A 20,941-nucleotide genomic window follows, 5' to 3' on the forward strand; every position below is an offset into this window, starting at 1 on the left:
AATGGTGATACCACGGCTCTTTTCTTCTGGAGCGTTATCGATCTGGTCGAATGCTCTAGCTTCACCACCGAAGGTCTTTGCCAGTACGGTAGTAATAGCTGCAGTTAAAGTAGTCTTACCATGGTCTACGTGACCGATTGTACCTACGTTCACGTTAGTCTTTGTACGTTCAAACTTTTCCTTTGACATACCTAGTTCCTCTAATAAAGTGATCACTGTAGGCATGAAACGCCACAGTTTCAGACGATGTGAAATTATTTAAAATAAAACATGGAGCGGGCAGCGGGAATCGAACCCGCATCACAAGCTTGGAAGGCTTGGGTAAGAACCATTATACGATGCCCGCCCTAATCGTATACAAACCATGAATGGTGGAGGGGGAAGGATTCGAACCTTCGAAGACAGAGTCGGCAGATTTACAGTCTGCTCCCTTTGACCGCTCGGGAACCCCTCCAGTCTGGTTTTACAGATAGTAACCTTCTCGGTTACCCTGTGGGTGCGAATATTACATGAAAAGTACAAGGCATGCAATACATATTTGTTAATATTTTACATTTTTCCGTTTTTTTTGATCTGATCGTGGTATTTATGAACGTTTTTTAGACAAATTTATTGTTTGTTCACCTTTCATATTCATTAAATGTCACATGTATTTATAATTGCAGCCAGGATCATTCATAAATTAACAGACTGATGGAGGTTGTCATGACTGATTTCGGGATACTTTCCCTGAAAAAGTATCGTGTACTGTACATGCAGGATAGCGCCAGCCCGGGTACTGATAGTGAACAGGGAATGCATACAGTCTTGGATTCACTTATATCAGTCATAAGGAACAGCAATGCCGGCAAAGACATTTCTTCCGATTCACGCATTATCATTGGAATATCAGGAAGCGTAGCTGTCGGAAAATCAACTTTTGCCGAACAGCTAAGATCAACTTTTCTTTCCGTTTATCCCGTGCTGAATGTAAATGTGGTCTCAACCGACAATTTTCTCTTTCCCGCACACATACTCAAAGAAAGAAACATCATGTCAGAGAAAGGCTTTCCCGTATCCTACGACTACAAAAAAATAATCAGTTTTCTTAATGATTACAGGGAAGGGAAGACAAAGATAACCTACCCCTGCTATTCTCATGACCTTTACGATATAACCGATACCCCGCAAATTCTTCCTGAATGCAATATTCTCATTCTCGAAGGTATCAATACTCTGTCGGACAGCTACAGTATCCCAACGTTACCAAAGGTCGGCAATATTCGGGATTTCTTGGACGCTTCCATTTTTCTTGACGCATCTGATGATAATCTCTACGACTGGTTCAGAAGCAGATTTCTGAACCATTTGGAAGACGCCAAAAGAAATCAGGATAAGTCTCACTACGCCGAAATGATTGGCATGAGTCATCATGAACTACAAAAGATTATTGACCACCGCTGGTATGATATCAACTACCGCAATTTCCGGCTGTACATTCAACCTTCCATGATTCATGCGGATTTAGTAGTAAGGAAAGGGCAATATCATGACATTTTCTCAGTGCATCTGAAAACATCATGATAACAAAATCCCAACTAAGGCATCACCTGCCGTTTCCGAGGGAATTTTACAAATTTAGCATTAAGGAGTTCAGTTCTCAGCCTCTGCTCGGTTCCTGAGAAACAGGGCGAAGACTTATGTCACCGGCAAATATTTCCCTTTTTATATTATTTTCATCACGGATAATCAGAGAGCCTGATGGAGAAATTCCCAAACATGTGCCAAAAATGTTTACATTGTCATTTGTAAGCACAACCTGCTTTCCACTGAATACATCGCACCCATTGAAATAGTCTGTGAATGGAGCCAATCCCTTACTTCTGTATACTGTGAGATCCGCATCCAGCCCTTCGCATAACCTCAGAAGAAGATCCGTACGTCTGCTTCCGTCATTTCCAGCCACATCAATAGTGTTCAGCTCTCGATCAATGTTATGAATTTCCGATGAGAACAAAAAGCCTCTTTCAACGTTAAGACCTATTCCTATAACAACAAACACTCCGTCAGAATCACATGTTGTCTCAACAAGAATGCCTCCGGCCTTTTTCCCGGAAACATAGATATCGTTAGGCCACTTGAGGCCGATGTTCTGCTGTCCGGCAGCTCTTAACGTTTTTACAATCGAAACACCGGCAAGAATGCTAAGACCACTTACTTCCGCAATCTCATTAAATCTGCAGGCGTAGCTGAACATAATCTGATCGCCGTACCGGGAAATAAACTTTCTGCCTCGACGTCCCTTTCCACCGTTCTGGAAAGCAGCAACCACCACGGTTCCATTAGAAACATCTGTTCTTCCAAGCAGATACGTGTTAGTTGACTCTATGCAATCAAAGAACAAAAGTCCGTCACGGCTTTTTAGAGATTTCTTGTCGTAAAAACACGGAACATGCTGAAGCTGGTAGCCCCTGCCCACAACTCTGTTAAAACATATTCCGCTTTCAGCAATATTCTTTATGTTGTGAAGAACTGATGATCTGGTCTTTCCTATGACCTCCCCAAGTTCAACACCGCTGTGAAACCTGCCGTCTGACAGGACATTGAGAATCTTAAGTTCATCAGGGGAAAAAACCTTTGCCCCGATAGGTCCTACAGACCGCATTCACCATCTCTCCCAAAAATTCTGACTTCAGGAATAAGCTCAATACCGAATTTATCAAGCACTTGAGTTCTTACGTATCTGGCCGCATTTACTACTTCTAAAGGAGTAGCACCGCCATGGTTAACGACTATAAGTGACTGTTTATCATAGGTGCCGGCATTACCCATTCTGAGTCCTTTACATCCTGCTTTTTCTATAAGCCATCCGGCTGCAAGCTTTACCCTACCCTCACCTTCAGTGAAATATCCGGGAACAGTCCCATATTCTGACACAAAATTTTTGTAAAAATCGCTATCCACCGTAGGATTCTTAAAGAAGCTGCCAGCATTTCCAATAATATGAGGATCCGGTAATTTTGACTTACGGATATCTGAAATGCGCTCGTAAATATCTGTTGCCCCCGCACCGCTTAAACCATCCAGTGAGGCATAGTTCAGATTCGGTTTCCATTTTTTCGGTATTTTAAGTTCCACGGCGGTAATAATGTATTTTCCGATATTCTCCGTTTTTTTGAAAATACTTGTACGATACCCGAATTCACAATCCTCGGCCTTAATTCTGGACAGTTTATTATTTTCGAGATCCAGAACCTCAACATACCTGCAGAAATCAGAGAATGAAGAGCCATAAGCCCCTATATTCTGAACCGGTGCCGCTCCTGCCGTCCCGGGGATTAAAGCCAAATTCTCCAGTCCGTAGATTCCCTTGGAAAGGCATGTTCTTATGGCTCGGTCAAAATTTTCCCCTGCCTGAAGCTTCACAAAGTGAAAATTAGCGTCTTCGGCAAATTCGTAGCCTAAGAGTCTGTTTATCAGCACAATACCATTAAAATTTTCGGTAAAAAGAACATCAGACCCCTCACCGAGCACGATAAACGGCAGGCCGGTATCCTTTATTTTTTTGAAAGCCATGCCGAACATGGCAAAATCACGGATGACGTATCCGTATGCCGCATCTACGTCAAGTCCAAAAGTATTGTAGGATTTTAAATTAAACGGCATACCGATTCTCCGTAAAAATTATGGAACAATCATTCAGGAATACGTTCAATTGAACCACCAAGAGCCCTGAATTTCTCCTCGATTTTCTCATAGCCTCGATCCATGTGATAAATACGATCCACAATGGTTGTCCCCTTGGCTATGAAACCGGCGATTACCAATGAAGCACTTGCGCGCAGATCTGTTGCCATCACCTGAGCACCGCTTAAGCCGTTGCAGTCACGGCAGATTGCACTGTTACCCTGTAGCTCAATATTGGCGCCCATACGATTCAATTCAGGAACGTGCATGAATCTGTTCTCAAAGATGGTTTCAGTTACAACACCGGTTCCCTTTGCAATAGCGTTAAGCAGAGTAAACTGAGCCTGCATGTCAGTTGGAAAGGCAGGATACGGTGCCGTAGTTATGTTAACAGGTTTCAGCTCGCGGTTACGCATATCAAGCTTAATATAATCATCACCGCATTCAACAAGAGCTCCGGCTTCCTCCAGCTTTGCGATAACGGCCATCATATTCTTAGGATCTGTTCTGTGACAAGTGATACATCCGCCACTTACCGCAGCAGCCACCAGAAATGTTCCGGTTTCAATTCTATCAGGCTGTACGGTATATTCACCGCCATGAAGCTTTTCAACACCTTTTACGGTTATTTCATTTGTACCCTCACCGCTGATGTCAGCCCCTAAGGTCTTAAGAAAATTCACGAGATCCACGACTTCCGGTTCCCTTGCAACGTTCTGAAGAAGTGTTTCACCATATGCAAGAGTTGCGGCAGAAACCAGATTTTCAGTGCCTGTAACAGAAATCATGTCCATGTATATGTGAGTACCGACGAGTCTGTTATTCACGCGTGCCTTAATGTACCCTGACTCAATTTCCACATGTGCCCCCATCTGTTCGAGACCATGAATATGCAGATTAACAGGTCTGGCACCAATGGCACAACCTCCAGGCAGCGACACGTCAGCCATACCGGTTTTGGCAGCAAGCGGTCCGAGCGTCAAAATTGAAGCTCTCATAGTCTTAACCAGATCATAAGGTGCCTGAGAGTTCTTAACGGTTCCGGTTATTTCGTAACTGCCTTCGCCCAGTTGTCTGACAGTTTTTCCTGCTGTCTCCAGCAACTTAAAGGAGGTTTTTACATCCCTTAAGTCCGGAACATTGTGCAAAACAACAGGTTCATCAGTAAGAATGGTTGCCAGGATAATTGGCAGTGCCGCATTTTTGGCTCCGGAAATAACAACATCACCGATTAAGGCCTTTCCGCCTTCAATTTTAAATTTATGCATAATTGCAACCTGCAAAAGGTATAAAAATCAAATAAAACCAACGGAATTTTACAAATGTTTAACGTAAAACTCAACTAATAACACATTGTCCATCAGCCTTATTACCATCCAAAACCATGAGCTCAGCTGAACAAAAAACGTTTAACATGCACGGATTAATGCCATAATAAATCCGCATCCCACCATACTTAACCACAATTAAGGATTATTGTATGAACATACCTGAAATAATTCTGCAAAAGGCAGAATCCCATCGAATAATCTCTGGCATGATGAGACTCATGGGGCGTGGACCTGATGAAGCATTTTCCTTTTTGGACTTCGCCATGGAAAGAGGAACCGTATGGTTTGACCATGCCGATATTTACGGTAACGGTGACTGTGAACATACATTCGGATCCTGGCTAAAAACACGCAATATTCAGCGTGAAAATCTTATAATTCAGTCAAAATGCGGAATAAAACCCGGCATCTGCTATGACAATTCAGCTGATTACATAATGAAATCCGTCGATGAAATTCTGTCACGCCTCGGGTGCGGTTATCTGGACGTATTCCTGATTCACCGCCCGGATGTTCTATGGGAACCGGAGGAAATCGGAAAGGCTTTTGACAGACTGTATGAAAGTGGCAAAGTAAGAGCCTTCGGCGTATCTAACTGTAATCCTGCCCAGATTGAATATCTTCAGAAAAACACGACTCACAAAGTAGCCTTTAACCAGGTCCAATTAAGTCTGGCTTTTGCCCCTATGATCTCCGAGGGACTGGAAACAAACACATACTCCCAAAATGGTCTTAGCAGAACACTTGGGCTTCTTGATTACTGCCGTCTTCGCGGAATAGAGATGCAGACATGGAGTCCTCTGCAGTTCGGTACATTTCAGGGTACTTTTATAGATAATCCAGGATACGGGCCTCTGAACGGAAAGCTGTGGGAACTTTGTCAGAAATACGGTGTTTCCAAAGCCAGTATAGCCGCAGCATGGAATCTCCGTCTTGGCAGGAATGTTCAGGTGATCTCCGGAACAGTAAACAAAGAGCATTATGAAGACTTTTTAAAAGCAGCCAACATTAACCTCACCAGAGAGGAATGGTACGGACTCTATCTGGCTGCAGGGTACAGTCTGCCTTAAAGCTCTCCTTTCATATCTCACTGTCATACCATGTGGTGCTTACCCTTACCACCACAGATCTAGAAAGGGATCGAAACAAACATTCGATCCCTTTCTGCCCATTATGAATTCAGCTTATTCCTCAGCCTTTACCTGTTGCGAACGTTCACTGATCTCAAACAGTTCACTGACTTTAAACAACCTTATAAGGTTTATTGCTTCAGCCGGAGGATTGATAACTTTCAGTCTATACTCATGCTCCTTAGACCAGAGAACCAGAAATGATATACCTGCCGAATCAATCTTATCGACGGAACTCAGATCGGCAACGCCGTCGGCAAAAAAACTCTTCCGCTCCTTCCAGAGCCTTTCAACGCTGTTGAAATCAAGTGAACCGTTAAGTTTCATTATTCCGTCCTATTTGGTGGCTGTAGCGGCAACATGTTCATTCAGCTGTCTGCTTACGGCATCAATTCCCTTGTCTCTGATTAAACCGCTTAACTCTGACTGCTTTGCACTGAGAAGGCTGATGCCTTCAGCAACCATGTCATATATTTTCCACTGTCCGGTCTTCTTATTCTTACGAAGCTTAAAAATAACCTCAATGTCAGGAGCTCCAGCTTCCTTCACAAACACCTTAACTGAAGTAAATCCGTCATCGGCATCGACCTTGTTTGGCTTCTGAACTTCAGCAGTCTGAGAAGTGTACTTCTTCAGGGCATCGGCATATGTCGCAATGATATAATCCGTAAAAGCAGACACAAACCTGTTTCGCTGCTCTTCGTTAGTCTGCTTCAGATTCTGATTTATTACCTTCAGTGCCGCATACTTATTGTCAATATAAGGCAACAGTTCCGTACGAATTATGCCTCTTGAGACGCTGGTGTCACCAAGTTTATCCTTATTAGCCCTTATTGCCGAAAAAGTATTGTCTGCCAGTGTTTTAATAAGTTCATAAGGATCCTCGGAATTCACTTCTGCTGAAGCAAAAGAATTCATTGAAAAGCAAAAAAACACCACAGCCATCAGGGCTTTAAAAAATCTGTTCAGCATTTATTTTCCTCGCAATTACGGACATCAGTCCCTATATGGAATGACACCGGTTATTGTCAACAGGCCTGACCTTCAGGCCGCCATGTTATTAGATACGTAATCTTTGTAATAATTCAAAAAATTTTCAGAAGACGGCGGAACCACCGCTTCCGCATCTCCTTGAGAACATGTCCGGACTAGACAGGACAAGGACGTATTCGCGTCGACTACTGCACATTCTCCGCATCTCCTGAACCGGAAGATGATGATTCTGAGGAACTGTCTGACTTATTAACGGAATAAAGGAATTTACCGATAAGATCCTCAAGTACTATAGCCGACCCCGTATCGTTAATTCTGTCACCATCCTTAAGATAGGTTGTTCCCATATCCTCATCATAGAACCCGGGGGTAATGCCGATATACTGCTCTCCGATAAGTCCCGCAGTCAGAATGGAAGCCTTACTTTCACTGGACAGCATATTGTATTTCCGCTGAATCTCCATTTCCACAACCGGCACTAGTTTTTCAGGATCCACATAGATATTGGAAACCCTGCCTACAACCACGCCACCGATCTTGACAGGTGAACGAAGCTTCAGAGATCCGACATTATCAAAATAACCATGAACCGTATAACAATCATTCTTAAAATCAAAAGTCAGACCGGCAACCTTCAGTGCCAGCAATACGCCGCATATGATGGCTGCCACAATAAAACAACCTACTGTAAATTCAATCTTGCTAAATTTCACTTTTTCATTCCTCAAAACATTACGGCAGTTAATACGAAATCAAGTCCAAGAACAGCCAGAGATGACTGAACCACGGTATTTGTCGTTGCCTTGCTTATTCCCACGGAAGTAGGAACAAGATCGTAACCGTTAAAGAGGGCAATCCAAATGACGGTTATTGCAAACACCACACTTTTGATGGCACACATCATCAGATCATCCCAGAAATCAATGGAACTCTGCATACCGCTCCAGAATATGCCGTCATCCACTCCCAGCCAGTCGACTCCCACGAGCTTACCGCCAAAGATACCTACCAACGTAAAAATAATTGTAAGCAACGGCAGGGATATTACACCGGCCCAGAAACGAGGTGCTATGACACGTCTCAGAGGATCCACTGCCATCATTTCCATGGACAGAAGCTGTTCGGTAGCCTTTTTCAGACCTATTTCTGCAGTCAGGGCGGAACCGGCACGTCCGGCAAACAGCAGTGCCGTAACAACAGGTCCCAACTCCCTTATGATAGCAAGAGCCACCATCTGTCCGAGAGCCCCCTCAGCCATGAAATCGACCAGAACGTGGAAGCCCTGCAGACCAAGTACCATACCTATGAACAGACCTGAAACAACTATAATGCTTATGGACTGCACACCGACCACGTAAATCTGCCTGATCAGCTGAGGAAAATTCTTACGGAACTGGGGTCTGCCCACCAGGGAATAAAAAAGCATGATTGTCGCCCTGCCTATGGCCGACAACCGACGCTGTCCCCAGCTCCCCAGTTTTAAAATCAGATTTAATATAAACATTACAAATCCTTGAGATAACTGACTTCCGTCGGATAATTAAAGGGGACGGGACCGTCGTACTCGCCTTTTATGAACTGTCTGACCCTTGGATCCTCAGATTTTTTCAGTTCTTCTGGAGTACCACCGGCCACAACCTTGGTACCTGCGAGAATATATGCATAATCGGCAATCGTCAGAATTTCCGATACATCATGAGTAACCACAACCGATGTAAGTCCAAGTGTCCGGTTAAGAGTCTTAATAAGTCTGAGAAGAACGGCCATGGTTATCGGATCCTGCCCGGTAAACGGTTCGTCATACATGATCAGCTCAGGATCCAAAGCAATGGAACGTGCCAAAGCAGCCCTTCTTGCCATGCCGCCTGACAGCTCGTGAGGCATAAGACCGGCCGCACCGCGAAGTCCAACGGCTTCAAGTTTCATCAGAACCATGTCCCTGATAACTTCTTCGGGAAGTTTTGTATGTTCCCTTATCGGATAGGCAACATTGTCAAAAACGTTCAAATCGGTAAACAGAGCCCCGCTTTGGAAAAGCATGCTCATTCTTCTGCGAAGACTGTATAAATCCGGTCTGCTGAGCTTATGGACGTTTATACCGTCAAACATTACGGAGCCGGCATCAGGCACAAGCTGTCCGCCTATAAGACGAAGCATGGTTGTTTTACCTGTACCGCTCGGTCCCATAAAGGCGGTTATTTTGCCCTTGGGAATTTCAAGACTTACGTTTTCGTAAATTATTCTCTTTCCGTACGAAAACGAAAGATCTTTTATTTCTACTAGATTATTCATAATTTTCCAGTATCATTATCTGAAAAAAACAGTCGGGTATTTTCTTAAAACAGACATTCCTTTCCGCCGAGCTGAAAGAACCCGTATTACCGCGTATCTGATTAATTTACTTTAGATTACGTTTATTAGTCAAAAAATTTGTCATTTAGTTTCGTGATTATTTGTACTCTTACGTAATTTAAAAACATAAATCTCCACTCCGGCCCGCATCATAACCTTTCACAGGACATTTACTTTATTTACCGCACAGCCGACATAACGGACAAAAAAATTGTGCAAACATACTATCGTTGGAATAAAATTTTGTAGATATACCGCACGGGTATCCTTACCCTTTTTGATTAATATTCCCTAATGACGTTTTGCGGAATACTTAGGAGCATACCGCAAAACGCCTGAAGCTCACGAGGCTGATGTATGACTACCCAAAACAGTTCACAGGATGAAAATAATCAGACAGCAGACCAGAAAATCAATATTCTGGCAGACATAAACGAGAACCTTAATTATGTCTCTTTCCACAATAACGAGAATTTTATCAACAGCATCTACATAACCTCTAACACTCATATTGACGCCCCTACCGTTGAAATAGCTTTTGCTTCGGACATAGCTGAAATATACACGGAAAACATAACGGAACTGCAGGCATCTGAGTCTTACGTCATCGAGAATCCGAAAATTGTTTTCAAACCTTTGGTACTGTCTTCATACACTGACAGTTTCAAAGATGTCATTTACATTACCGTAAAAGACGCTTCAGGTAACGAACTGGCCAAATATTCTAAAAATATAGAAATCCAGGCTCATGATTTCTGGAACATATCCAAAACAGAAATGCTGGCATCTTTCGTGACACCTAACTCACCTGTTCTTTCGAATCTGCTTACACTTGCGGAAACGAAATTAAAAAAAATAAACCCGTCACTCAGCTTTAATGCCTATCAAAGCAATAACATCAACTATGTTAACCAGCAGTTTTCCGCAATCTATCAAGCCGTACAGGACCAGCACATCCGCTATCAGGTAGCTTCAGCATCAGCCCACATCCGCGGAGGACAGCGCATAAGAAGTTGCGAAAGCATTCTTCATGATAAAACGGGAAACTGTCTTGATTTGTCATGTCTTCTGGCATCTCTTCTTGAAAACGTGGGACTGCACCCTTTGCTTGTGCTTTTTGATGATCATGCCTATGTTGGTGTATGGACATGTGCCGATCCTTATCCAAACAGTCTCATAGAAGACAGGGAAACGGTTCTCAAGCATTCAGCAATAAACATTCATGACATCATTCTTGCGGAAAGTACCATGCTCTGCTCTTCAGAATCTTTTGACACGGCCGTAAATGAAGCTGACAAAAATCTGAAGATTAAGAATTTTGAATTGGCACTGGACATCTATCGCAGCCGTCTCAACGGTTACAAGCCATTACCTCAGAAAGTTCAGAAAGACAACGGTTCAATAGAGCTTGTTCAGGACAGCAAGTTTACCCAAATCGTAAAGCCGCAGAATCTTGACCCGCTGGAAATACGTATTTCCGAAAACAATCAGGGTAAAATGACTCATCTGCAGATATGGAAAAACAAACTTCTTGATCTCAGTCTTAGAAACCGTCTGCTGAACCTGAGGTTCGACAAAGGAGCCTGCCAGATCCTCATAAGCACCCTAGCGGATTTTGAAGATAATATTTCACAGGGAAAAAAATACACACTCAACACCCTGCCTGAAGCTGCCGTAACGGAATATGAAAATAACAACGGAACTCTTACGGACAATCTTGAGAATCTTGTCAGGGAGGACGAAAAGACCTGTAATCTTCACGTTCCAATTTCCGATGAAGACACTCTGACAAAAACTCTTCAGAAAATATACAAAGAATCTCAGACATCAATGGAGGAAAACGGAGCCAATTCATTCTTCCTCACAATGGGGCTTCTGAAATGGTATGAATCCGATACCTCTTCAAATCCTAAATATGCTCCTATACTGATGATCCCGGTAGACATCAGCCGTAAAAATTCACGCTCACCGTTTGAGCTCTCCGGTCGTGACGAAGAAACCATCATCAATCATACTCTGCTTGAAATGCTGCGACAGTCATTTGAGATAGAAATACCTGGACTTGATGATTTGCCGAAAGACGAAAACGGAGTTGACGTTAAGAAAATTCTGGCTATTTTCCGCAAGTCCATCATGCAAATGCAAAGATGGGACGTTGAGGAAAAAGCCGGCATTGGTAATTTCTCCTTCAGAAAATTCGTAATGTGGCAGGATCTTGTTGCCAATGAAGAATACTTCAGAAGAAACGAGCTGTTTAATGCGCTGTGTAACGGCACTGTCACCGGAGAAAAATTCTCAGCTCCGGAAAACATGGGCAAACCAGTCGATGAACGGTTCAATTATGGTGAGCTGTGTCAGCCGATCATGGCAGACACCAGTCAGCTCGACGCTCTGTGGCAGGCCTCTTCCGGACGTAGTTTTGTACTTCAGGGTCCTCCGGGTACCGGCAAATCCCAAACAATTACAAACATAATCGCCGACGCTCTGTCGAAAAGAAAGAAAGTACTGTTTGTGGCAGAAAAAATGGCAGCCCTCAGCGTGGTCTTCCGTCGACTGTCCAAACTCGGACTTGCACCTTACTGTCTGGAACTGCATTCAAATACCCAGAGAAAAAGCGTGGTTCTTAACAGACTGGCTGAAAGTATCCCAGACATCCCGAAGAGTAATATCAATGACTTCTCCCTTCTCTGTAAAACCCTCAACGGCCAGAAGAACGAAATCAAAGAGGAAATTTCCGCACTGCATGAAAAGAAGTGCGCAAACCTCAGTGTTTATGACGCCATGTGCATATCGGCCAAAGCAGCGGACGTGCCTGCACTTGACGTGGACGAGAATTTCCTTAAAAACACAACTGCAGAGATTCTTCAGCAGGTAAATACCGCACTGAGAGAGCTCGCACTGCTGACTCAGAACAACGATGACCTGTCCGACAATCCGCTTCATCTGTCTCATCTCTGCAAGGTTCCTAACGGAGCTCCGGATATCAGTACCGAAGACATGGTTACTGCCGGCACTAAGGCTGGCGAGGCCGAGGACAGAGCAGAAAGCATTCTCGGCATTCCTAAGAATACTTTGAGCATATTCGAAACGGCAACCGCAGCAGGCAGAATAAACAAACTGATACAGACACCTGACATAAGTACGGAAATGCTAAGTTCGGCAAATCTTTCAGTGCTTTCATCCGACATCGGTGATACCGTAAAGAAATTCCGAAGAAAGAAGGAACTGGCCGCCATCCTGGGTAAAAATGCCGATGATGTACTTTCCGTTGATGTTCACGGGCTTATAAAAGAGTGGGAACTTGACGAACAGAAATTTTTCATAGGCAGGTTCCTGTCACACAGAAACAGTGTTTCCGTACTGCAGAAGGCTCTGGGTGCAGACATAAAAATCACATCAGACAATTTTCTGGAAACAGCTCAAAAGGCTGAAGAATATTCTGAGATATGCAAGGCTGCTGACATCAGCTTATCAGCCTTAAGCTCTTCATGTCCTAAACTTGCATCCCTGTTTAGCACGGATTCTGAAAGAGCATGTACATATGCTGAAAACACTCTGAAAGTCGCTGAAGAAATAAAAAACATAGAGAAAGACATCAACGGCATTCCGGTGCTTTCAAACATAACTTCAGCCCTTAATCATGCTGAAAATTCACCGGATTCTGTTATTGCCGGGATCAATGAAATCAGTTTAGCTCTTGATGCAATGGTTGACGCCGTGCATAAAATCACCGGATATTTCTCAGTTAACGAAAATGACCTGCCGACAAATATTAACGACGTAACAAATATCTCCTGCGGTCTTCTCGAAAACAGGAATAATATCGGAGAGTGGACGGAGCTTAACTCCCGCCTCGAAAAAATAGCGGCAGCCGGATTCGGACAAATGGCGGAAAGCATAAGACACGGCAAAATAAAATCATCCGTCGGGGATCACTATGCGGATCTTGTTCTTGCAAAGACCATCTGCAACTACTACCTTAACCATGACAGCAGTCTTGCGGGCTTCAGGGGAATACTGTTCACTGACAAGATGACCCAGCTTGGAGAAAACTCTTCAAAATTCAGGGATGGATGCAAAAACACACTTCTTACCGCTATGCAACACTACCGCAGAACGGCTGAAAATGATGAAACCCTTAATCAGGAAAGAACATTCCTGACAAAAGCCATCAAAAACCACGGAAGAAAACAGAGCATACGCTCCATTTTCGACAATATAGAACACCTGCTTCCGAAGCTGTGCCCATGCATGCTGATGAGCCCTCTGTCCGTTGCACAGTATCTGTCACCTGACAAATATGAATTCGATCTTATCATTTTTGATGAAGCATCTCAGCTGCCTACGTCGGAGGCTGTCGGTGCCATTGCAAGAGGTCACCAGCTTATTGTTGTCGGAGATCCGAAACAGATGCCGCCTACAGACTTCTTCTCGGCAAAACAGACAGACGTACCTGATGAACTAGAGGATCTGGAAAGCGTGCTTGATGACTGTATGGCTCTCGGAATGCCGGTAACAACCCTGAACTGGCATTACCGTAGCACTCATGAAAGTCTGATTGCCTTCAGTAACATAATGTACTACGAGAACAGACTGTGCACGTTCCCATCCCCAGACGACCAGCAGTCCAAAATAACCTACATTGAGGTAAACGGTCTGTACGATCGCGGAGGTTCAGGAAGAAACAAAGAAGAAAGTAAACAAACAATAGAATATCTGGAAAACTTCCTGAGTAATGATGAAAATCTTAATACATCCATAGGTCTCCTTACCTTCAACAGTCGCCAGCAGGCTCAGCTTGAGGATGATCTTGAAAAACTGTACAGAAGAAGACCTGAGCTCGAAGACAGGGCATTAAAGCTTCCTGAACCGATCTTTATAAAGAACCTTGAAAACGTTCAGGGTGACGAAAGAGACATTATCGTGTTCTCAATTGGTTTCGGGAAAGACTCAGGTGGACGAATAACCATGAACTTCGGTCCTTTAAACAGAGCCGGTGGCGAAAGACGTCTCAATGTGGCAATTACCAGAGCGAAGAAAGAAATGGTCGTATTTTCTTCACTTGACCCTGATTCAATGCACCTTACGAATCTGTCCTCAGAAGGAGTCAGAGGCTTAAAGTCATTCCTTACCTATGCAAAGAAAGGCTACAGGTACCTTCCGAACCGTAATACAATGCACTCCTTTAAAAACGACAGACTTATAGAGGTTCTCGCAGCCAGACTCAGGGAACACGGATATGAAAGTACTCCAAGTCTTGGTACCTCCAGCTTTAAAATTGATTTGGCGATCAAAGATCCTAAGAATCCGGCCAGATACATAGCCTGCATAATGAGCGACGGTTACGGCTTCTCCGCTGATTATGCCGTGGCTGATAAATGTTGCGGTCAGCCGTCAGTTCTTGCAGGTCTCGGCTGGAAAATAATCCGTATCTGGAGCTGTGAATGGTACAGGAATCCTGAAACTGTTCTTCAGCAGGTATTGAAACAGCTAGAAGACATTCCAGAAAGCCGTTCCTGCTAAATTTGAAATGTTAAACGGGAGATCTTATCGGTCTCCTGTTTATTTTTCCAATATCGGTGCAGTTTTTGATAGAATAGTAAGTTAGGAATGCCTTCTGCGGCATTCCTAACTTGCTATTGTTGTTTACGCAGCTCAAATCTGTTTTACCGACACTGAATACGGATGTTTACCATGTCGCTTACAAGATTAACCCCTTACGGTACTATTTCCGAAGCATTAATGGAACGAATCAAAAAAATCAGAATTCTACTCAGCGATGTCGACGGCGTACTGTCAGACGGCAAAATTTATATCTCAAATTCCGGCGATGAAATCAAAAGCTTCAACACTAAGGACGGATTCGGCATTGTGGCCATACAAAAGCTGGGTGTGGACTTCGGAGTTATTACAGGCAGAGAATCAGAGATAGTAAACATAAGAATGAAATCCCTTGGGGCAAAATACGTTTATCAGGGAATCGGTGATAAGACGGCAATTCTTCAGGAAATCATAAAAGCAGCAGGAATTACGGCTGAAGAAGTTGCGTACATCGGAGATGACATTGTTGATATTACGGTATTCAACGGTTGCGGTATGTCATTCTGTCCAAGAGACGCACATCCGGTTGTACTGGCAGCAGCTGATTACGTATGTCACCTGGATGGCGGAAACGGTGCAGTGAGGGAAGTATGCGACCTGATTCTCACTGCCAGAGGAGCCATGAATATCATTGGAGCCAGTATCTGATATGCGCAGAATTCTGAAAATCACCCCATTCATTGTCCTGTTAGTATGTTCCTACTATTTCTACGATTGGGTAAGCGTACAGGAACAGACGGAAAGAGACAAGCTTCTGGAGGTTCAGCCGGTTTTTTCAGCGCGCAACATCTCAACCAGGCAGTATAATTCCGACGGAATGCTTTACGGCAGCATTAAGGCTGAGGAAGCCGAATATTTTGATAGTCTGGATCAAACGAACTTTACGCACCCAATTGTTACTTATTCTCCGGCCCTTGATAAAAATAACAGGGACATTGAAAAACTCAGTTCGGAAAGTAACGGAACCTGGAAAATAGAGGCGGAAACAGGCTCAATGACAGGTTCGGCAGACACTATTTTTCTGAGGGGAACCGTTATTGCAAGTTCCTCAGGGAAAAACAGCATCATAAGGGAAATTCGCACTTCATACCTGGAAATAGATCTGGGAACTGATGAGGTCAGAACTCCTGAAGAAGTGCATATCATCGGTAACCAGTTTACTAATCACGGTAAGAAATTTAAAGGCCAGTTAGCCTCAAAATACTTTGAACTATCAGAGGATTGTCATGCAACATACACCGGATTTACTCAAAATAAATAAGTTTACGGCAGTCTGCCTGTCATTCTGCTTTATCGGTCTGCTTAACGTCGCCGAAGCAAAACAAAATGACTTTAAGGAAACAATCAGCATCAATTCAGGCAAACAGATAGCTGATCTCGGTTCAAATAAAATTACATTTACCGATGAGGTCGAAATAACCCAGGGCTCCATTAAAATCAGGGCTGACAGGGTTGAAATAGTTCGCAATGAAAAAGGCCAGATAAAAAGTGCCACCGCCTTTGGCAAGCCTGCCGTGTTTTCACAGCTTCTGGATAATGGCAAACCGGTAACGGCAAAAAGCCACACAATTGCATACTATCCGACAAAACAGACCGTTGAACTTAAAAACAACGCGTCCATCGAGCAGGGTTCATCCAAAATAACCAGCGACAACATCGTCTACAATATTGCTAAAGAGAGGATTGAAGCATCCTCAAACGAAACATCTGGCAAAAAGGGAAATCGAGTTACAACGGTCTTCATTCCGGAAGAGCTGAAAGCCCAGATTGACGAAAACAAGGCAGAAATTCAGAAAGAAACGGACTCAGAAAAACAAAATGAATCCAAGAATGAAGATACCAGAAAAGAGTAACCCAAATGAGTATATTAAGAGCAGAGCATCTCTTTAAACAGTTTAAGTCGAGAGTTGTGGTTAATGACGTATCCCTGACAATCAATAACGGAGAAATCGTCGGACTTCTGGGACCTAACGGTGCAGGTAAGACCACTTCATTTTATATGATTGTCGGCATCATTAAAGCAGATAACGGTCATGTGTTCATTGACGATCAGGAAATCACTCATAAACCGATGGATCAGCGAGCTTCATTCGGTCTGGGGTACCTGCCTCAGGAAGCGTCAATCTGGCGAAGGCTGACCGTAAGGGAAAACCTTATGGGAGCTCTTGAACTGAATAAAAAGATTCACTCAAAAACTGACAGATACAACCGAATGCAACAGCTTCTGAGTGAGTTCAGAATCGAACACATAGCGGGAAATACGGGAATGAGTCTCTCCGGTGGTGAACGCAGACGCGTTGAAATAGCAAGAGCTCTGGCTTCAGATCCTCAATTTATCCTGCTGGACGAACCGTTTGCAGGTGTGGATCCGATAAGCGTCGGTGAAATCAAAGGAATCATTGAGCAGTTACGCAATCGTGGGATCGGTGTTCTCATCACAGACCATAACGTAAGAGAAACTCTCGATGTCTGCGAAAGAGCTTACATTGTTAATCAGGGGAACATGATCGCCTACGGCAAGCCTGAAGACATTCTTAACAATGAACTTGTAAAGAAGGTATATCTGGGTAACGACTTCTCCATCTGATATTTTTTGTCTCAGAACTTAACTTCATACATCTGGAAGCAGGTTCCATGTACCAATGCGGTATATGTTGCCTGTTATGTGAAGACATATGTTTCAGAAAACATATAATATCTGTTGCCGGCCGTAAGGCCGGCTTTACGTTTTGTGGAAATCTGCAGTACATAGTACATAAAGGTACTACATGACCTTTCTCTGACTTGAAGGAGGGATATTCAGTGATTCACGATACTTAGCTATGGTTCTTCTTGCCACCTGAATCCCCTCATTCTCCAGAATCTTGGCCAGCTGGCTATCGGAAAGAGGCTTCTTCTGGTTTTCTTCACTGATAAGCTTTTTAATCTTAGCTCTGATAGCTGTGGATGAAACCTCATCGGAACTGTCCGTAGAGCTTACGTGACTGCTGAAAAAGTACTTCAGTTCAAAAGTCCCCCTCGGAGTATGAATATACTTTTCGGTAGTTACTCTCGAAATTGTTGATTCATGCAGCCCCGTTTCCATGGCAATATCATTCAGAACAAGCGGCTTCATGAACTGTTCCCCCCGTTCAAAAAAATCCTGTTGATGCAGAACAATGCACGATGCTACCCTGTAAAGAGTCTCATTGCGCTTATTGACGCTCTGAATGAATGAATGAGCTTCCTGCATATGATTACGAATGTACTGATTTTCCTGAGGATTTCTGACATTACTGCACAGCTGACAGTATGTTTCGTTTAACTTGATTTTAGGAATTGCATTCGGATTCAGTTCAGCCACCCACACACCGTCTTTCTTGTGAACGGAAACATCAGGAATAACATATTCACTCTTTTCCTGAGGAATACAGTTTCCAGGTCTTGGTTCAAGTCTGGTAATTATATCTATCGCATCCTTTAACAGATGACTGTTTCTTTCCTTTATTTCAAGATTTTTGGCAAGAGTTCTGAAATCCTTCTTTCCCAGAATTTCAAGATAATCAGAAACAATGACCCTGGCGAGACGCACATTATCATCATCGTCGAACTGACTCAGCTGAATAAGAAGAGACTCCTGCAGACTGCGGGACGCAATACCCACAGGATCAAAATGCTGAACAATATTTAAAACTCTTTCAACATCACCCATGGTTATATCGGGAAACTCAGGCCTTACTGCGGAAATGATGTCATCCAGAGACTCGGTAAGATAACCGGATTCGTTAATTCCGTCCAGAATAGCCTCGGCTATCAGATGATCGGAATCACTCATCGGCGTCAGATTCAGCTGCCAGCTCAAATGCTCGGCAAGACCATAACTGGTAGCTCCCTGGTAATCCTCCAGTTCGTCACCGTCTGAGTTATGAGTACGCCTCGATGAAACTCCGGCACTGTACGATTCCTGCCAGAAATCAACTTCACTGCCACTGTCAGTCATGGTACTCCCGTCTTCACGGGAAATGGAGTTATCACCGCCCTCTTCACCTTTTAACGGGGTATAGTCGTTGTCTCCGCCGCCGTCAACATACGGCGCATTGTCCAGCGAAACCGTTGTATCGTTATTAAAAGGAGTAATATCGTCATTCCCGTTTTCCAAGCGGTACTCTTTTTCTCTGATCTCATCAAGTGACGTAACATTGCTGGAACCGGAGTCATTCTCCTCCATTTCCAGAAAAGGATTCTTATCCAGATTCTCCTGTATCTCATGCTGAAGATCTATTGTTGAAAGTTGCAGTAATCTTATTGCCTGCTGCAACTGCGGAGTCATTGTCAGAGTCTGAACATTGACTTGATTTAGATTTAATCCGGCTTTCATAATACACCCGATAACAAAGTTAATATTCCCGTATTCAATGGGGTCGATACTACAACTTAAGTTCGTTAAGCTTCCGGCTCTGTTATTTACGGCTCAATTTACAGAAAAAATAACCGGTACGTTCTGGTAAATGACTATTGCCTTTTAATGCATTCATTTTTCGATGTCGGAAAAAATTCCCTACACTGTCATAGTCGATTTTATAGTTTTTATTCTGATGTGGCAAATAACTTTTTCTGTAAACGGCAATAACCAGGTTCTGATATCGTGAACAAACACCTCAGACTGGCCGAACAAAAAAACTAACTTGTCTGGCCACGGGAAGATCAATTTATTGCCATTAAATCTGTATTTTTTAACGTTACCTATGTAAAAGAGAATAAAATTCATCCATATTCATTATGATTAATTAGTCAAAATACCTATCAACGGCAAAATTCGTTTATTTTTTCTACAAACATGACTTAAAAGATGGTATCTAGTCACTATTCCATAAATTTATGGTAGATAAAGTAAAAAATCGATCATAGAATTAAATTAAGTAGAAAGCAGAAGAAAGCTATTTTTTACTTATTCAGGCCACCGGGCATAACACACAGATAACAGATAGGCTGTGGCTCAGATGCCCATCACAAGTGGCACGTATTTCTTATGTAATCTATCCTATTATTAAGGAGTGTGCCTATGCAGATTACTATCGTTGGTCATCACGTTGAAGTAACCGATGCTCTTCGTGATTATGTTAATAGCAAAATGGATCACCTCAAGAGACTTGAAGACTACGTTAAGTCAATTCACGTAACCCTTAGTATTGAAAACCAGCAGCTTCAGAAGGCCGCAGCCAAGGTTACCGTAACCGGCAACGATCTCTTTGCAGAATCAATCGAAGAGACCATGTACGCATCCATTGATGCTTTAGCTGACAAGCTTGAACGTCAGCTGGTTAAGTATAAAGAAAAGCTTACCCAATAATTCAGAATGTCTCATTTTTTGAGTGAATTACTAGAAAAGGACAGAGTGTTAAGCCCTGTCCTTTGTTATAGTAAAAAAAAGACTTTTGAAGTCATTGCCACGGCGGCAAGCAAAAAAGTCGGCATTTCCACAATAAATCTTTTAAAACTGCTTAATGAACGTGAGAGTATGGGCAGCACCTACATAGGCAATGGTTTTGTCATGCCTCACGCCATTATTCCTGATGACACTACAGAAACAGCCATCATGCTCATTCTTGATAAGCCTATCTGCTACAGTGTTGAGGACAATGCTTTTGCAGATATCTTTCTGGCTTTTTTTCTCCATGAAAACACTGCCACCGAGCATGCTGAAGATCTTGAAATAATCAGCAGGGATCTAAGCGATTCCATAAAAGTAAAGCAGCTTCGCTTTATGAAAAATATCTCCACCCAGGTTCATGGCTCAGTTACACGTTATTTTGAGTCAGTTCTTAAAGATGACTCCAAAAAATAAAAACCGGAGCTATGCTCCGGTCTCATTCAGATCTGATACAGAAT

19 protein-coding genes and 2 tRNA genes are annotated in these 20,941 nt (G+C 43.2%); 9 read left to right on the forward strand and 12 right to left on the reverse strand.

Annotated features, from left to right (window positions below):
• From QZU58_RS00005 to QZU58_RS00015, 3 genes are all read right to left on the reverse strand, one after another.
• On the reverse strand, nt 1–189 hold a 189-nt coding region (locus QZU58_RS00005), incomplete at its 3' end, for a GTP-binding protein (protein WP_294493616.1).
• An 82-nt stretch (nt 190–271) separates the two neighbouring features.
• Nucleotides 272–346: transfer RNA gene (locus QZU58_RS00010), tRNA-Gly, on the reverse strand.
• 23 nt (nt 347–369) lie between these two features.
• A tRNA-Tyr gene (locus tag QZU58_RS00015) sits at nt 370–454 on the reverse strand.
• Between the two features lie 251 nt (nt 455–705).
• Between QZU58_RS00015 and QZU58_RS00020 the strand changes: the two genes are divergently transcribed.
• Complete coding sequence (locus tag QZU58_RS00020; RefSeq protein WP_294493618.1) at nt 706–1,563, forward strand: hypothetical protein; 858 nt, start codon at nt 706–708, stop codon at nt 1,561–1,563.
• Nucleotides 1,564–1,639: 76 nt separating this feature from the next.
• On the opposite strand, the gene QZU58_RS00025 is transcribed toward QZU58_RS00020, so the two are convergent.
• Genes QZU58_RS00025 through murA form a run of 3 tightly spaced genes read right to left on the reverse strand, consistent with a single transcriptional unit; the run spans nt 1,640 to nt 4,934 of the window.
• Nucleotides 1,640–2,644 (reverse strand): biotin--[acetyl-CoA-carboxylase] ligase, encoded by a 1,005-nt coding sequence (locus QZU58_RS00025; protein ID WP_294493620.1) that lies wholly within the window; start codon nt 2,642–2,644, stop codon nt 1,640–1,642.
• Nucleotides 2,632–3,645 (reverse strand): UDP-N-acetylmuramate dehydrogenase, encoded by a 1,014-nt coding sequence (murB, locus tag QZU58_RS00030; RefSeq protein ID WP_294493622.1) that lies wholly within the window; start codon nt 3,643–3,645, stop codon nt 2,632–2,634. The genes QZU58_RS00025 and murB overlap by 13 nt, the downstream gene beginning before the upstream one ends.
• 29 nt (nt 3,646–3,674) lie before the next feature.
• A complete protein-coding gene (gene murA, locus QZU58_RS00035) occupies nt 3,675–4,934 on the reverse strand; it encodes a UDP-N-acetylglucosamine 1-carboxyvinyltransferase (protein WP_294493623.1) in 1,260 nt (419 codons plus the stop codon).
• 212 nt (nt 4,935–5,146) lie between these two features.
• Between murA and QZU58_RS00040 the strand changes: the two genes are divergently transcribed.
• Nucleotides 5,147–6,067: an aldo/keto reductase gene (locus QZU58_RS00040; RefSeq protein ID WP_294493626.1), complete on the forward strand. Its 921-nt coding sequence runs from the start codon at nt 5,147–5,149 to the stop codon at nt 6,065–6,067.
• 114 nt (nt 6,068–6,181) lie between these two features.
• On the opposite strand, the gene QZU58_RS00045 is transcribed toward QZU58_RS00040, so the two are convergent.
• The 5 genes from QZU58_RS00045 to QZU58_RS00065 all read right to left on the reverse strand — a co-directional run bounded on the left by QZU58_RS00045 (nt 6,182) and on the right by QZU58_RS00065 (nt 9,412).
• Entirely contained in the window at nt 6,182–6,454 is a 273-nt protein-coding gene (locus QZU58_RS00045; RefSeq protein WP_294493628.1) for an STAS domain-containing protein, read from the reverse strand.
• 9 nt (nt 6,455–6,463) lie between these two features.
• Nucleotides 6,464–7,099, reverse strand: coding sequence for an ABC transporter substrate-binding protein (locus QZU58_RS00050; RefSeq protein WP_294461550.1), 636 nt, complete (start codon nt 7,097–7,099; stop codon nt 6,464–6,466).
• A gap of 206 nt (nt 7,100–7,305) precedes the next feature.
• Nucleotides 7,306–7,833: an outer membrane lipid asymmetry maintenance protein MlaD gene (gene mlaD, locus QZU58_RS00055; protein WP_294493630.1), complete on the reverse strand. Its 528-nt coding sequence runs from the start codon at nt 7,831–7,833 to the stop codon at nt 7,306–7,308.
• A gap of 11 nt (nt 7,834–7,844) precedes the next feature.
• Entirely contained in the window at nt 7,845–8,624 is a 780-nt protein-coding gene (gene mlaE / locus QZU58_RS00060; protein ID WP_294461544.1) for a lipid asymmetry maintenance ABC transporter permease subunit MlaE, read from the reverse strand.
• On the reverse strand, nt 8,624–9,412 hold the full coding sequence (locus QZU58_RS00065; RefSeq protein ID WP_294493632.1) for an ATP-binding cassette domain-containing protein: 789 nt from the start codon (nt 9,410–9,412) through the stop codon (nt 8,624–8,626). The genes mlaE and QZU58_RS00065 overlap by 1 nt, the downstream gene beginning before the upstream one ends.
• Before the next feature lie 417 nt (nt 9,413–9,829).
• On the opposite strand from QZU58_RS00065, the gene QZU58_RS00070 reads away from it, so the two are divergent.
• The 5 genes from QZU58_RS00070 (at nt 9,830) to lptB (ending at nt 17,660) form a co-directional block, all read left to right on the forward strand.
• Nucleotides 9,830–14,995, forward strand: a complete 5,166-nt coding sequence (locus QZU58_RS00070) for a DUF4011 domain-containing protein (RefSeq protein WP_294493634.1) — start codon at nt 9,830–9,832, stop codon at nt 14,993–14,995.
• 171 nt (nt 14,996–15,166) lie between these two features.
• Nucleotides 15,167–15,721, forward strand: coding sequence for a 3-deoxy-manno-octulosonate-8-phosphatase KdsC (kdsC, locus tag QZU58_RS00075; protein ID WP_294460604.1), 555 nt, complete (start codon nt 15,167–15,169; stop codon nt 15,719–15,721).
• 1 nt (nt 15,722) lies between these two features.
• Nucleotides 15,723–16,334, forward strand: coding sequence for an LPS export ABC transporter periplasmic protein LptC (lptC, locus tag QZU58_RS00080; RefSeq protein WP_294493636.1), 612 nt, complete (start codon nt 15,723–15,725; stop codon nt 16,332–16,334).
• Nucleotides 16,300–16,926: a lipopolysaccharide transport periplasmic protein LptA gene (gene lptA / locus QZU58_RS00085; RefSeq protein ID WP_294460608.1), complete on the forward strand. Its 627-nt coding sequence runs from the start codon at nt 16,300–16,302 to the stop codon at nt 16,924–16,926. Before lptC ends, lptA begins: the two co-directional genes overlap by 35 nt.
• Nucleotides 16,927–16,931: 5 nt before the next feature.
• Nucleotides 16,932–17,660 carry an LPS export ABC transporter ATP-binding protein gene (gene lptB, locus QZU58_RS00090; protein ID WP_294460611.1) on the forward strand — a complete coding sequence of 243 codons (729 nt, stop codon included), beginning with the start codon at nt 16,932–16,934 and terminating at the stop codon, nt 17,658–17,660.
• A gap of 177 nt (nt 17,661–17,837) precedes the next feature.
• Here lptB and QZU58_RS00095 read toward each other — a convergent pair whose 3' ends face one another.
• The gene (locus tag QZU58_RS00095; protein WP_294460612.1) at nt 17,838–19,430 is read right to left on the reverse strand and encodes an RNA polymerase factor sigma-54; all 1,593 of its coding nucleotides are present in this window, start codon (nt 19,428–19,430) and stop codon (nt 17,838–17,840) included.
• 684 nt (nt 19,431–20,114) lie between these two features.
• Here QZU58_RS00095 and raiA point away from each other — a divergent pair.
• The gene (gene raiA, locus QZU58_RS00100; RefSeq protein ID WP_294460613.1) at nt 20,115–20,402 is read left to right on the forward strand and encodes a ribosome-associated translation inhibitor RaiA; all 288 of its coding nucleotides are present in this window, start codon (nt 20,115–20,117) and stop codon (nt 20,400–20,402) included.
• Between the two features lie 18 nt (nt 20,403–20,420).
• Nucleotides 20,421–20,897 carry a PTS sugar transporter subunit IIA gene (locus tag QZU58_RS00105; protein ID WP_294493638.1) on the forward strand — a complete coding sequence of 159 codons (477 nt, stop codon included), beginning with the start codon at nt 20,421–20,423 and terminating at the stop codon, nt 20,895–20,897.
• Nucleotides 20,898–20,941: the final 44 nt, after the last annotated feature.

Source organism: uncultured Ruminobacter sp., assembly GCA_902764345.1.
Classification (GTDB): Bacteria; Pseudomonadota; Gammaproteobacteria; order Enterobacterales; family Succinivibrionaceae; genus Ruminobacter.

Coding starts and splice junctions, on each gene's coding strand:
- murA (WP_294493623.1), bottom strand. CDS start 4,934: ATGCATAAATTTAAAATTGAAGGCGGAAAGGCCTTAATCGGTGATGTT.
- QZU58_RS00070 (WP_294493634.1), top strand. CDS start 9,830: ATGACTACCCAAAACAGTTCACAGGATGAAAATAATCAGACAGCAGAC.
- QZU58_RS00040 (WP_294493626.1), top strand. CDS start 5,147: ATGAACATACCTGAAATAATTCTGCAAAAGGCAGAATCCCATCGAATA.
- QZU58_RS00025 (WP_294493620.1), bottom strand. CDS start 2,644: ATGCGGTCTGTAGGACCTATCGGGGCAAAGGTTTTTTCCCCTGATGAA.
- QZU58_RS00020 (WP_294493618.1), top strand. CDS start 706: ATGACTGATTTCGGGATACTTTCCCTGAAAAAGTATCGTGTACTGTAC.
- QZU58_RS00045 (WP_294493628.1), bottom strand. CDS start 6,454: ATGAAACTTAACGGTTCACTTGATTTCAACAGCGTTGAAAGGCTCTGG.
- QZU58_RS00050 (WP_294461550.1), bottom strand. CDS start 7,099: ATGCTGAACAGATTTTTTAAAGCCCTGATGGCTGTGGTGTTTTTTTGC.
- raiA (WP_294460613.1), top strand. CDS start 20,115: ATGCAGATTACTATCGTTGGTCATCACGTTGAAGTAACCGATGCTCTT.
- kdsC (WP_294460604.1), top strand. CDS start 15,167: ATGTCGCTTACAAGATTAACCCCTTACGGTACTATTTCCGAAGCATTA.
- QZU58_RS00095 (WP_294460612.1), bottom strand. CDS start 19,430: ATGAAAGCCGGATTAAATCTAAATCAAGTCAATGTTCAGACTCTGACA.
- murB (WP_294493622.1), bottom strand. CDS start 3,645: ATGCCGTTTAATTTAAAATCCTACAATACTTTTGGACTTGACGTAGAT.
- lptB (WP_294460611.1), top strand. CDS start 16,932: ATGAGTATATTAAGAGCAGAGCATCTCTTTAAACAGTTTAAGTCGAGA.
- lptC (WP_294493636.1), top strand. CDS start 15,723: ATGCGCAGAATTCTGAAAATCACCCCATTCATTGTCCTGTTAGTATGT.
- mlaE (WP_294461544.1), bottom strand. CDS start 8,624: ATGTTTATATTAAATCTGATTTTAAAACTGGGGAGCTGGGGACAGCGT.
- QZU58_RS00065 (WP_294493632.1), bottom strand. CDS start 9,412: ATGAATAATCTAGTAGAAATAAAAGATCTTTCGTTTTCGTACGGAAAG.
- lptA (WP_294460608.1), top strand. CDS start 16,300: ATGCAACATACACCGGATTTACTCAAAATAAATAAGTTTACGGCAGTC.